Annotated in this window: 15 protein-coding genes; 10 read left to right on the top strand and 5 right to left on the bottom strand. The window is 39.6% G+C overall.

Annotation, left to right across the window (positions count from 1 at the left end; translation table 11 throughout):
• Positions 1-26: 26 nt before the first annotated feature.
• The 3 genes from AWW68_RS10040 to rsmA are packed head-to-tail and all read right to left on the bottom strand — an operon-like array spanning position 27 to position 3,107.
• Entirely contained in the window at positions 27-974 is a 948-nt protein-coding gene (locus tag AWW68_RS10040) for an NAD(P)-dependent oxidoreductase (protein ID WP_068220259.1), read from the bottom strand.
• 1 nt (position 975) lies between these two features.
• Entirely contained in the window at positions 976-2,340 is a 1,365-nt protein-coding gene (gene mgtE, locus AWW68_RS10035; RefSeq protein ID WP_068220256.1) for a magnesium transporter, read from the bottom strand.
• Positions 2,331-3,107 (bottom strand): 16S rRNA (adenine(1518)-N(6)/adenine(1519)-N(6))-dimethyltransferase RsmA, encoded by a 777-nt coding sequence (gene rsmA, locus AWW68_RS10030; RefSeq protein WP_068220253.1) that lies wholly within the window; start codon positions 3,105-3,107, stop codon positions 2,331-2,333. Before rsmA ends, mgtE begins: the two co-directional genes overlap by 10 nt.
• Before the next feature lie 80 nt (positions 3,108-3,187).
• Here rsmA and pdxA point away from each other — a divergent pair, with 80 nt between their 5' ends.
• From pdxA to accC, 10 genes are all read left to right on the top strand, one after another.
• Entirely contained in the window at positions 3,188-4,210 is a 1,023-nt protein-coding gene (gene pdxA / locus AWW68_RS10025) for a 4-hydroxythreonine-4-phosphate dehydrogenase PdxA (RefSeq protein ID WP_068220251.1), read from the top strand.
• A gap of 92 nt (positions 4,211-4,302) precedes the next feature.
• On the top strand, positions 4,303-4,596 hold the full coding sequence (locus tag AWW68_RS10020; protein ID WP_157717603.1) for a hypothetical protein: 294 nt from the start codon (positions 4,303-4,305) through the stop codon (positions 4,594-4,596).
• Positions 4,597-4,678: 82 nt separating this feature from the next.
• Complete coding sequence (locus tag AWW68_RS10015; protein WP_068220245.1) at positions 4,679-6,319, top strand: SulP family inorganic anion transporter; 1,641 nt, start codon at positions 4,679-4,681, stop codon at positions 6,317-6,319.
• 1 nt (position 6,320) lies between these two features.
• On the top strand, positions 6,321-6,950 hold the full coding sequence (locus AWW68_RS10010; RefSeq protein WP_068220242.1) for a carbonic anhydrase: 630 nt from the start codon (positions 6,321-6,323) through the stop codon (positions 6,948-6,950).
• 103 nt (positions 6,951-7,053) lie between these two features.
• The gene (locus tag AWW68_RS10005) at positions 7,054-7,596 is read left to right on the top strand and encodes a YceD family protein (RefSeq protein ID WP_068220239.1); all 543 of its coding nucleotides are present in this window, start codon (positions 7,054-7,056) and stop codon (positions 7,594-7,596) included.
• 23 nt (positions 7,597-7,619) lie between these two features.
• The gene (gene rpmF / locus AWW68_RS10000) at positions 7,620-7,811 is read left to right on the top strand and encodes a 50S ribosomal protein L32 (protein WP_068220236.1); all 192 of its coding nucleotides are present in this window, start codon (positions 7,620-7,622) and stop codon (positions 7,809-7,811) included.
• Positions 7,812-7,978: 167 nt separating this feature from the next.
• Positions 7,979-8,977 (top strand): beta-ketoacyl-ACP synthase III, encoded by a 999-nt coding sequence (locus AWW68_RS09995; RefSeq protein ID WP_068220233.1) that lies wholly within the window; start codon positions 7,979-7,981, stop codon positions 8,975-8,977.
• Positions 8,978-8,999: 22 nt separating this feature from the next.
• A complete protein-coding gene (gene efp, locus AWW68_RS09990; RefSeq protein WP_068220230.1) occupies positions 9,000-9,563 on the top strand; it encodes an elongation factor P in 564 nt (187 codons plus the stop codon).
• A 13-nt stretch (positions 9,564-9,576) separates the two neighbouring features.
• Positions 9,577-10,062, top strand: coding sequence for an acetyl-CoA carboxylase biotin carboxyl carrier protein (accB, locus tag AWW68_RS09985; protein WP_068220227.1), 486 nt, complete (start codon positions 9,577-9,579; stop codon positions 10,060-10,062).
• Positions 10,063-10,105: 43 nt separating this feature from the next.
• Positions 10,106-11,449, top strand: coding sequence for an acetyl-CoA carboxylase biotin carboxylase subunit (accC, locus tag AWW68_RS09980; RefSeq protein WP_068220815.1), 1,344 nt, complete (start codon positions 10,106-10,108; stop codon positions 11,447-11,449).
• Between the two features lie 29 nt (positions 11,450-11,478).
• Here accC and AWW68_RS09975 read toward each other — a convergent pair whose 3' ends face one another.
• Both AWW68_RS09975 and AWW68_RS09970 read right to left on the bottom strand, forming a co-directional pair.
• Positions 11,479-12,042 carry a DUF3109 family protein gene (locus AWW68_RS09975; protein ID WP_068220225.1) on the bottom strand — a complete coding sequence of 188 codons (564 nt, stop codon included), beginning with the start codon at positions 12,040-12,042 and terminating at the stop codon, positions 11,479-11,481.
• Complete coding sequence (locus tag AWW68_RS09970) at positions 12,039-12,824, bottom strand: glycosyltransferase family 2 protein (RefSeq protein ID WP_068220222.1); 786 nt, start codon at positions 12,822-12,824, stop codon at positions 12,039-12,041. The genes AWW68_RS09975 and AWW68_RS09970 overlap by 4 nt, the downstream gene beginning before the upstream one ends.
• Between the last annotated feature and the right edge of the window lie 65 nt (positions 12,825-12,889).

Genomic DNA, 12,889 nt, shown 5'->3' with positions numbered 1-12,889 from the left:
TATTTTTCGGATAACTGGAAACTACCCTAATTAGCCTCTATGCGGTAGTGAGTCGCTATTTTGCTCACCAATACTTCATTAATTCTCTTGTACGAAGCAAAAGTCCAGCCTGCCACATGTGGCGAAAGCACAACGTTCTTTCTACTGAATAAGTCTTCGAATCGAGTCTTTTCTTCATCAGATAATTGATTGAATTTCTCTTTCTCCAACACATCTAAAGCAGCGCCTAAAACTTTGCCGTCATCAAGTAACTCCAATAGATCTTTGATGGGCAAAATCTCTCCTCTTGCTGTGTTCAATACATGAATATCTTTTCTAAACTGCTGAATGAAATCTTTGTTTATCCAACTTCTAGTTTCTGGTGTCAAAGGCACATGAAGACTCAGAATATCTGTCTTACTAAAGAGCTTTTCTAAACTAACCTCTTCTACCTTTTTTGTTCCGAAACCCTTCTTATACTTATCGTAAACAAGAATTCTACAGTCGAAAGCGCGCAACCTTTGAACAAATGCCTGCCCCATGTATCCGTAGCCAACAATACCCACGGTTTTGTCGGAAAGCTCTACTCCTCTGTTTCCTTCCCTGTCCCAAATCCAGTTTCTTACCTGCTGGTCTGCTGCATTGATATTGTTCAACATACTGAGCAACAAACCTACGGCATGTTCAGCCAAAGCATCCCTATTACCTTCTGGTGCATTTAGTATTTCAATGTTCTTACTTTCTACATATTCAACATCGATCTTATCTAAGCCTGCACCAGCTCTACCTATAAATTCGAGCTTTTGGGCATGGTCTATAAACTCTTTATCTATAGTAGTTTTGGATCGAACCAGAATTCCTTCATAATCACCAACGGTGTTGAGAATTTCAGCTCGGGTCATGCCAGGCGCATAAGTAGCTTCTATACCAATTTCGGCAAGTAGCGACACTATGCTTTCGTGCATATCATCTATAATTAGACACTTTTTATTCATTTCAGGGAAGTAACAAATTAGCAATTGCCAGATAAACGATAATACCTAAAATATCGTTTGTGGTTGTAATAAATGGACCAGAGGCCAAAGCAGGGTTAATACCTAGTTTATCGAGAGCAAGTGGTGTAGCAGTACCCATAAAAGACGCCAGCATAACTACACAGACCAGCGATACAGCCACTACAGTACCAAGAGTTTGATCGTCTTTCCAGAGAAAAACAATCAAGAAACTAATAATAGCTAGAACAACTCCCGTAAAAATAGCCACCAAGAACATTCTACCAATTCTCTTACTGATTGAGTCTTCGAATGCAGAACGATTGGCTAAACTTTGAACAACAAGGGTTGAAGATTGAATCCCCACATTACCGCCAGTAGCCATAACCAAAGGAATAAAGAAGGCCAACGCAGCATTTCTCTCTAAGCTTCCTTCAAAAAAACCAATAGCCCAAGCACCAAGAGTCCCTCCTACTAGGCCAATGAGTAACCAAGGCAAACGCGCTTTAGAAATAGCCCAGATGGAATCATCTTCTTCCACGTCTCCAGATATACCAGACATTAAGGCTCTCTCCTCTTCTGCCTGCTCAGTGATAACATCTACAATATCATCGATGGTAATTCTACCTACCAACTTGCCTTGCAGGTTTACAACGGGAACAGCATCTAAATCATACTTACGCATAATGTCTGCCACCTCTTCTTCATCCATATAGGTTTCTACATGAATGATGTCACTATCGTAAATATCTAGAATTCGCGTATTATCTCTTGAGAGGATAATTTTCTTAACTGAAACTTTGCCTTGCAGCTTATTTTTATCGTCTACAACGTAAACAGAGTATATCTTTTCAACATTTTCTACCTGACGCCTGATTTCATCTATGGTTTGAATAACCGTCCAGTTAATGTTGGCCACAATCATCTCTTTGGCCATCAAACCACCGGCACAGTCTTCATCATAGCGCATGAGCTCCTGAATGTGAGCTGCGCTTTCAGGATCATCTATTGCGGCAATTACCTCTTCTCGAGTCTTCACGGGAAGGTCGTTGATGATATCTACCGCATCATCAGACTCCATTTCTACAATGTATTGAGCAATCTCTTGGGGCTCTAACTCTTCTAGAAACTCTTTTCTTGTATCTTCCTCTAACTCCTCAATTACCTCTGCACCAACTTCATTATTCAGTACATCGAGTACATAGCGAGCTTCATCAGTTTCTACCTCATCGAGCAAAGCAGAAATATCAGCAGGATTCACACCTTCCATAGTATCCCTGATAAACCCAGCATCGCGCTGTTCAACAGCCCGTAAAACGAGGTCTAAATACTCTTTAGAAAGCTCAAATGGTACTCTCTCTAACGACACGCTGAGATTTTATTAGTTAGGTCTACAAATTGTTTAACTGAAAGTGTTTCTGCCCGCAGGTTAAGGATTGGATCATCTGCCAATGCTTCAGGCAAATTTATTGGTTTTAGTGCATTCCGCAACGTTTTTCGCCTCATTTGAAAACCTGCTTTAACTACTTGTTTAAAGAGCTTTTCATCGCAGTCTAGCCTTTCAACATTATTTCTCTTTAGCCTAATTACACCAGAGTTGACTTTAGGTGGAGGGTTGAACACACCTGGCTTTACGGTGAATAAGTATTCGATGTCATAATAAGCCTGAAGCAATACACTTAAGATACCGTAAGTTTTAGATCCGGGAGGTTCGGCAATCCGGTCGGCTACCTCCTTTTGAATCATACAAACTACTTCCGGTACTTCATTTCTGAGCTCCAATATTCTAAAGAAAATCTGAGAAGAGATGTTGTAAGGAAAGTTGCCAATAATGGCCAATGGAGCCCCTGTATCTTTTAAAAAATCGTATTTCAAAAAATCACCATCAATAATTCTGCCCTCTAAGGCTTTAAAGTTCTCTTGAAGATAGGCTATAGACTCCTTATCTATATCAACCACCCAAGTTTCGTAAGCCTCTTTAAGTAAAAATTGAGTGAGTACACCAGTACCAGGCCCAACTTCTAGCACCGAATTGTACTCTCCATGGCCAGTGAGTGCTTTAGCTATTCGCTCGGCAATTGACAAATCTTTTAAGAAATGTTGGCCTAAATGTTTTTTGGGTCTTACTGATGACATGCTCACAAATATTTAAAAAAGCGTAATTTGCGCCCAAAGTTAGAACTTCAATAATAAGAAAAGCGAAATCGGCTTTTGATATGCAGGAGAATAGCAGAGAGACCAAACTTATACCCACTTTAGGCATTACCATTGGCGATATGAATGGAATAGGCCCTGAAGTAATTATAAAATCTGTATTGAATCAGAGAATTTTCGATCTAGTAAACTTGGTGGTTTACGGTCACGGAAAGGTTTTCTCTCATTACAAAAACCTTTTAGGTGTTGACAAATTCTCATTCAACCAAACCAATTCGCCAGACCAGATCAGACATAATAGACTGAATGTCATCAATTGTGTAGAAGATGTGGAAGTTGCCCCAGGTGAAGAAACAAAAGAAGCAGGTGCTCTAGCTCTTGCTGCACTTAGAAGAGCCACGCAAGATCTTAAGGATGGTAAGATTCATGGAGTAGTGACAGCTCCTATCAATAAAAACAACATTCAGAGTGATGATTTTAAATTCCCTGGACACACTGAATTTTTCACAGAGGCATTTGGCAAGCAAGACAGTCTAATGTTTCTATGTGGTGAACAAATAAGAATTGGAGTAGCTACAGGACATATCTCGGTAGCTCAAATTCAGGAAAAACTGAACGCTGACCTTATCAGGAAGAAACTCGATTTGATGTTACAATCTTTGAAGAAGGATTTTGGCATTCAAAAACCCAAAGTGGCCGTATTAGGACTAAACCCACATGCTGGAGAAGATGGCCTTTTGGGGAATGAAGAGATAGAAATTATCCGACCTCTCATAAACGATTTTAAAGAAAAAGGTGAGTTAACTTTTGGCCCCTATCCTGCAGATGGATTTTTCGGAATGGCCAGCCAAACCAAGTTCGATGGTATTTTAGCTATGTATCACGATCAAGGGCTTATACCATTTAAAACCCTGGCTTTTGAAGAAGGCGTAAACTTTACTGCAGGCCTACCAATTGTCAGAACATCTCCAGACCATGGGACTGCATACAATATTGCAGGCAAAGGATTAGCCAATGAGCAAAGTATGAGATCGGCTATATACATGGCCAAAGATATTTTAGCATCTAGAGGAGTTTTGGACTAGTTTTATGCTGTTCAGCATAGTTTATACTATTTTTATCGATATACTTAACCCTTAAGCAGCATCGACCGTTTATTTTGGTTAATCAGAGTACAGTGAAAGGATTTATAACAATCTTACTTCTTATGCTTTTTACAAGCACCTTATCACTAGATGTCTACGCCAAGACAAGCTTTGATTATACAGCCAATTATGAACTAATGGATGTTGAAGAAGATCAGGACGCTGAAGAAGAAGATTCTAAAGAAGAATTTAAAAAAGACGAATACTTCAGCTACCTAGAAAGCTTAGACTTTCTGTCAAATCTGATCGACCTTCAGTTCTCTGAAAGACAATACGTATGGAAACTGGATGTTCAGCAAATATTGCTGCGGCCTCCAATGGCATAACCCCACACTTTTCCATCAAGATTACTTCATTTTTTTTCAAACCTTAATTTGAGCCAACTCCATTGGCTTAAAACATATAACTATGAATAAAGACTTATTTAAAAACCTTAAAGCAGATGCCCCAGCCGGACTGGTAGTGTTCTTAGTGGCAGTACCGCTCTGTCTAGGAATTGCGCTGGCATCTGGCGCACCGCTATTTTCCGGAATTATTGCCGGTATGGTTGGTGGTATAATTGTAACCACTTTTAGTGGTTCGAGCCTAGGTGTATCAGGCCCTGCGGCAGGACTTGCCGTTATTGTACTGGCAGCAATTGAAGACCTTGGCTCATTCGAAATATTTCTAGTAGCTGTAGTAATTGCCGGTGTAATACAGATAATACTTGGCATTCTAAGGGCTGGTATTATCGGATACTACTTCCCTACATCAGTAATTAAAGGAATGCTCTCTGCCATTGGTATAATCATCTTCTTAAAGCAGATACCTCATGCTTTTGGCTATGATGCCGACCCAGAAGGAGATCTTGGTTTCGTTCAGGCAGATGGAGAAAATACTTTTTCTGAGCTAATTAACATGTTAGATTTCATCACTCCTGGTGCTGTAATCATATCGTTTGTCTCTTTGGCAATTCTTATCCTTTGGGAACAAAAGTTCATGAAAAAGGTGAAAATATTCCAGATTATTCAAGGGCCACTAGTAGTAGTTATTCTAGGTATAGTTTTCGGCAAAATATTCGCAGGTAGTAACTTTGAAATAACCAATGACCACATGGTGAGTATTCCTGTCTCTGATGATTTCAGCGGATTTATCGGTCAATTCTCTTTACCAGACTTTTCTGCAATTACAAACCCAGAAGTATGGATTATTGGTATTACCATGGCCATTGTAGCCAGTTTAGAAACCTTACTTTGTGTAGAAGCAACAGATAAGCTCGACCCTCAGAAAAGAGTTACTCCTACCAACAAAGAACTAAGAGCACAAGGTATTGGCAACATTGTATCTGGCCTTATTGGTGGCTTGCCTGTTACCCAGGTAATTGTGCGTAGCTCAGCCAACATTCAGTCTGGTGGTCAAACTAGAATGTCTGCACTCATACATGGTATTTTAATTTTTCTAGCTGCACTAGCCATACCAAATGTAATGAACATGATTCCGCTGGCGAGTTTAGCGGCAATTCTGTTGGTAGTTGGTTACAAATTAGCCAAGCCTGCATTGTTTAAAGACATGTACAAAAAAGGCTTATTGCAGTTTGTACCATTTGTGGTAACGGTTTTAGCCATTGTATTTACCGACTTATTAGTAGGTATCGGAATAGGTATGGCTGTTGCTGTATTCAACATTTTGGTTACCAACTTGAAGAACCCTTACATTCTGAAAACTACGCACGATACAGCCGACAAGCACTATCAAATTGCGCTTTCAGAACAAGTTACGTTCTTAAATAAGGCCCAAATATTAAGAGAACTAAACAAGGTTCCTGATGGTGCTGAACTTTATATTGACGCCTCTAAAACTGTTTTCATAGAGCACGATGTCCTAGAAATCATTGCTGACTTTAAAGAAAATGCCAAGTACAGAAATATTGACATCAAAATAAGCCCACTGAATCATTTAGACCTTAATGGGTTTACACAATCGCTAGAACAATTAGTGGTTGGCACAGATGAGGTGCAGCAAATTTCAACCGCAAAACAATTAAAAGTTATTACCTCTATAGACAAATAATATGACAGCTTTAGATAAACTAAAACAAGGTAACGAAGAATGGGTAGCAGAAATTAAAAAGTCTGACCCTGAATTTTTTGATAGACTAGCAGAAGGCCAAGCACCAGAAGTGTTATGGATTGGCTGCTCAGATTCTAGAGTTCCTGTAAATCAAGTAACCGGTGCTATGCCTGGCTCTATCTTTGTTCAAAGAAACATTGCCAATATGGTAGTTAACACCGATACTAACTTACTAAGTGTAGTATTTTATGCAGTGAAAGCGCTAAAAGTTAAGCACATTGTTATTTGCGGCCATTATGGTTGTGGTGGTGTTAAAGCTGCCATGGGTAATGATAGCATTGGCATGATTGATAGCTGGTTGGTAAACATCAAAAATGTGTATCAAAAGCATGAAAAGGAACTAGAAGCTATTTCAGATGAGAACAAACGTTTTGATACTTTTGTAGAGCTGAATGTAAAAGAGCAAGTTCAAAACATGGCAAAAATTGCTTTCATACAAGAAGAGTGGGCTGCAGGGAACACCCCATCTATTCACGGATGGGTATTCAGCCTAAAAGAAGGCAAGGTGGTAGACCTAAATTATAGCATAGATTCTAAAGATCAGCTAGAAGAAATCTATCGTTACAATTAAATATTTGAACCTTAAGCTAATTATCCAAAATAAGGATGCGCTATGCTTTTACTATTCGAAATGAATTCCATACCTTTGCACTCCTGAATTTTGGGCGGTATCTATGAGAGCCAGAAAGAAATACGATATACATATCTACAAACTTTCAAATGGCGTTCACGAGTACCAGTTTGAAATTGGGAAAGAGTTCTTTGAAATGTTTGATGGAGACTTAGTTGAAAATGGTCAACTCAATGCAGTTGTCAGTCTCAACAAGTCAGACTCTATGATTCAGGTAGACTTCAACATTGAAGGTTCTTTGGAACTGGAATGTGATAGAAGCTTGGAGAAATTCGACTTCCCTATACATATTGATCAGAACATGATTTATAAGTATGGAGAAGAAGACAAAGAGCTATCTGAAGATGTATTTGTGATTGAGAAAAATACCCAAACACTTAACGTAGCGGGTATTATGTACGAATTCATTGGCTTAGAAATCCCTATGAAGAAGCTTCATCCGAAGTTTCAAGAAGAGGAAGATGAAGACGATGAGTCGGAAGGCAGTATGATTTACACTTCAGAATCAGAAGAAGACATCGAACAAAAAGAAGAAGACATTGACCCACGTTGGGCAGCATTAAAGAATTTAAAGAATAAAAATTAGCGAAAGCTTAAAACAGAATAATAATGGCGCATCCTAAACGAAAAACCTCGAGAACCAGAAGAGACAAAGGAAGAACTCACAAAAAACTTTCTGCGAAGACTTTAGTGGTTTGTCCTACAACTGGTGAATTGCACATGCCTCACAGAGCGTTCTGGCATGAAGGTAAACTTTACTATAAAGGTAAAGTTGTGATGGAAAAAGAGGTTTTAGCCTAAGGCTTACCTTTGACAATATTTGCTCCTGGATTAAGATATTCAGGAGCATTTTCATTTATAAGGGTGTAGCTCCTTTCTCATAACAATCTATTATGATTCTGTAGGCATTCCCCTTATATTGGCAGATGTTTGCATCTCAACTCTGCATGTCTAACTAAAAAATAAGCATGAGTCAGCTAAGAGCTCAAATTTCCGGTGTCCAAGGTTATGTTCCAGAATATGTACTAACCAATAAAGAATTGGAAACCATGGTGGATACCACAGATGAGTGGATCACCACCAGAACAGGAATCAAAGAAAGAAGAATCTTAAAAGGTGAGAATCAGGGCACCTCGGTCATGGGAATCAAAGCGATTCAAGGCCTACTTGCCAAAACCAACACTACACCTGAAGAAATAGACTTAATCATCTGCTGTACCACAACCCCCGACATGGTTTTTCCGGCAACGGCCAACCTAATCGGTGATGCTATAGGTGCCAAAAATGCTTTTGGCTTCGACCTACAGGCGGCTTGCTCAGGCTTTATTTATGGCCTAGCTACGGGCTCGCAGTACATTGAAACTGGTAAATACAAGAAAGTAATTGTTGTAGGTGCAGATAAAATGTCTTCTATAGTAGATTATACTGACAGAACCACCTGTATAATTTTTGGTGATGGAGGCGGTGCTGTACTGCTTGAACCTACTACCGAAGAACATGGAATTATGGATTCCATCCTGAGATCAGATGGTTCAGGGGCTCCTCACTTACACATGAAAGCTGGAGGAAGCAGAAAGCCAGCCACACAAGAAACAGTGGCCAACCGAGAGCACTACGCTTACCAAGAAGGCTCTGCAGTATTTAAGTTTGCCGTTACAAACATGGCAGACGTGGCTGCTGAAATTATGGACAAGAACAATCTATCTGGAGATGACATCTCCTATCTTGTTCCTCATCAGGCCAACAAAAGAATTATTGATGCTACCGCCAGAAGAATGAATGTTGGAGAAGACAAAGTAATGCTCAACATTCACAGATATGGCAACACAACTAGTGGAACTATCCCTCTTTGCCTTTGGGATTATGAATCTAAACTCAAAAAGGGAGACAACCTTATTTTAGCCGCCTTTGGTGGTGGTTTTACTTGGGGTTCTATTTGGTTAAAGTGGGCTTACGATCCTAAATAAGAAAGACTAACCTAAATTATTCATGGCTACTACAGCAGATATTAAAAACGGTCTTTGTATTGTAATAAACAATGACCTGTGGATGATCACAGAGTTCCAACATGTAAAGCCAGGCAAAGGACCTGCTTTTGTTAGAACAAGGTTGAAAAACATTAAAACCGGTAAAGTGGTAGACAACACTTTCTCTGCCGGACACAAAATTGAAACCGCCAGAGTTGAGAAAAGAACTCACCAGTTTCTGTTTAAAGATGAATTCGGCTTTCACTTCATGAATACATCTACTTTTGAGCAGGTTATGATACCTGAAGAGATGATTGAAAATTCCGACTTAATTAAAGACGGACAGGAAGCAGACATTCTTTTCCATGCCGAGACTGAGCAGCCTCTCACGTGCGAGTTACCTGCTTACGTTGAGCTAGAAATTACTTACACGGAACCTGGGCTTAAAGGAGATACTGCAACGAATGCCAGCAAACCAGCTACATTAGAAACTGGTGCTGAAATTCAAGTACCATTATTCATTAACTTAGGAGATAAAATTAAAGTTGACACTAGAACTCGCTCTTATGGAGAGCGTGTAAAATAAACCTTAACTCATTATGAACCCGAAGGAAATTAAAAACATGATAGACTTTATTGCTAAATCTGGTTTAGCAGAAGTCAATATTGAAACGGAAGAATTCAAAATTAAGGTAAAAAGAGACACTGAAGCACAAGTTATTGCTTCTGCTCCTGCAGCCGCCCCTGCCCCAGTAGCGGCTCCTGCACCGACAGCTCCTGCTTCAGCAGCAACTGAAGCTGCTCCAGCTCCTGAAAAAGCAGCTGCTAAAGATGATTCGAGCAAATACGTTGAGATTAAATCTCCAATGATCGGTACTTTCTACAGATCTCCTAAGCCAGAAGATCCTGCATTCGTAAATGTTGGAGACACTATTTCCGCAGGAGACAAAGTTTGTATTGTTGAAGCAATGAAGTTATTCAACGAAATTGAGTCTGAAGTTTCAGGTACAATCGTAAAAGTATTGGTTGATAACTCTTCTCCTGTTGAGTACGATCAGCCTTTGTTCTTGGTAGACCCGGCTTAAATAGCCTTACCGCTTATTGAGTTTTCAACCTAAAAGAGCAAACGTGTTTAAGAAAATATTAATCGCCAATAGAGGGGAAATTGCCTTGCGTGTTATTAGAACATGTAAGGAAATGGGTATTAAAACTGTAGCCGTTTATTCTGCTGCAGATAAAGACAGTTTACATGTTCGCTTTGCGGATGAAGCTGTAAACATTGGCCCTGCCCCATCAAATCAGTCTTATTTAAAAATACCTCATCTCATTTCGGCTGCAGAAATCACTAATGCCGATGCGATTCACCCAGGGTATGGTTTCCTTTCTGAGAATGCTGAATTCTCTAGGGTTTGTGCCGAATATGGCATCAAATTCATTGGAGCTTCTCCCGATATGATCGATAAAATGGGTGATAAGGCTACTGCTAAAGCTACCATGAAAGAAGCAGGTGTACCAACTATCCCTGGTTCTGATGGCCTACTAGACTCTGTTGAGCAAGGCATTAAGCTTTCCAATGAAATGGGCTACCCTGTAATTCTTAAAGCAACTGCCGGTGGTGGTGGCCGAGGAATGAGGATTGTGAAATCTGACAAAGAATTTCAAAAAGCTTGGGACGATGCCAGAATGGAATCTGCCGCAGCTTTCGGAAACGATGGCCTTTACCTAGAAAAATTCGTTGAAGAGCCTCGTCACGTAGAAATCCAGGTAGTTGGAGATAGCACAGGTAGAGCTTGTCACCTTTCAGAAAGAGATTGTTCTATTCAGAGAAGGCACCAGAAACTTGTAGAGGAAACTCCATCTCCTGCCCTAAATCAAGAGCTAAGAGACAGAATGGGTGAGGCCGCAGTAAAAGCCGCAGAAGCCATTGGATATGAAGGTGCTGGAACGGTAGAATTCTTACTAGATAAGCATGGAGACTTCTTCTTTATGGAGATGAATACTCGTATTCAAGTTGAGCACCCTATTACTGAAGAAGTAACAGATTTCGATCTGATTAAAGAGCAAATTAAGGTAGCCGCAGGTGAGCCGATATCAGGTAAAAACTACTATCCTAAGCTTTTCGCTATGGAGTGTAGAATAAATGCGGAAGATCCATCTCATGGGTTCAGACCTTCTCCAGGAAAAATCACTAACCTTCACTTACCAGGTGGTCATGGGGTTCGTGTAGATAGCCATGTATATGCTGGTTACTCTATTCCTCCAAACTATGATTCAATGATTGCTAAACTTATTGTTAGCGGTCAATCTAGAGAAGAAGTGATTGTGAGAATGAAAAGAGCTTTAGAAGAATTTGTTATTGAAGGAATTAAAACCACTATTCCATTCCATATTAAATTAATGGAAGATGAGGGCTTCAAATCGGGTAACTTCACCACGAAATACTTAGAAACCTTCGATTTCTCGAAATTATAAAATAAAAAAGCCGGCAAAAGCCGGCTTTTTTATTTCCCTTCAATCTCATTACATAACTCCTCATACCAAGCCTCTCCATATTTTCGAATCAGAGCGTCTTTCAGAAATTTGTAAACTGGTACCCCAAGCTTTTCTCCCAATGTACAGGCAGCAGAACAGATATCCCAACGATCGTAGTTTAGCGCTTCATAGTGGTCGTATTTTGAAATTCTGATTGGGTAAAGCTCACATGAAATTGGCTTCTTGAAAGTAGTCTTTCCATCCCTATAGGCCTGTTCTATACCACATTTCAGAATACCCTTTTCATCATAAATAGCAAAAGCACATTCCTTACCGCCAATGGTTGTGGTTGAATAATCGCCTTCAAAGTCCATTATATAAGTACCCTCTTTCTCAATAGCAGCAATTCCTTCTGCTGACAAATAAGGTTTTACTACTTCGTATGCATTTTCCAACTCTTTTAACTCATGCTCCTCTAAAGGGGCACCTAAATCACCTTCCACACAGCAGGCACCTTTACACTTCTCTAAGTCGCAAACAAAGAATTGCTCTTTTATGTCGTCACTTATTACTGCATTATCAACTAAAATCATATCCTATCCTTCGCTATAGCTTCTCCATTTTTAATCAACTGAATCTTCAAGCCTCTTGAGTAGACATCATATGCGCTCAAAATTGCGATATGAAAACCAACCTTCCCATTTAGAAATCCAAACCTCACTAGGTACTCATAAATAAAGCGCCAAAATGGCTTAATCACTGTCGTAACAAAGAATCCGGTTGGTTTCCCGTTTTCTATTTTGTCATAGGCCTTCCAGGTAGAGTACCAATTTACCTTAACAATAAACTCATTGATTCCTTTCCACGTGTAGTGCCTCAGATGGTTATTGAGTATTCCAATTTCCCCTTCCGTTTCAATCTCTGAATGAACCTTTTTGTCCTGATATCTGCATTTATCCCTCAAAAACAACCTCACAACTTTATCACTTCTCCAACTCCCATATTTCACCTCTTCCCCCATAAAAACAGTCCTTCTCTTAATCCAGTAGGCTGTTTTATTTGGGTTTCTCAATGTATTTAATATTTCTTGCTCTAATTCAGAAGTTACTACTTCATCAGCATCTAGAATAAAAACCCATTCATGCTTAGCCTGAGGAATTATCCAATTCTTTTGAGTTGCCGAATTCACATACTCATGTTGAATAACATTCACATTATCATAACTCTCCGCTATCTCCACCGTTCTATCTTTGCTAAAAGAATCAACCACAATAATTTCATCCGCCCACAAAACCGATTCAATAGCCTGTCCAATATTGACCTCTTCGTTATATGTAGGTATTATCGCTGTTACTTTATTTCTTGTTGAAGTCATGGTACAATGAATTATGGCATTCAAAATTAGCAAAAGACTTAAATAACAACGATCTCTGAGCAACA

The organism is Roseivirga spongicola (assembly GCF_001592965.1).
GTDB lineage: Bacteria > Bacteroidota > Bacteroidia > Cytophagales > Cyclobacteriaceae > Roseivirga > Roseivirga spongicola.
Note: the sequence above shows the minus strand (reverse complement) of the source record. Positions and strands in the feature narration are given on the sequence as shown.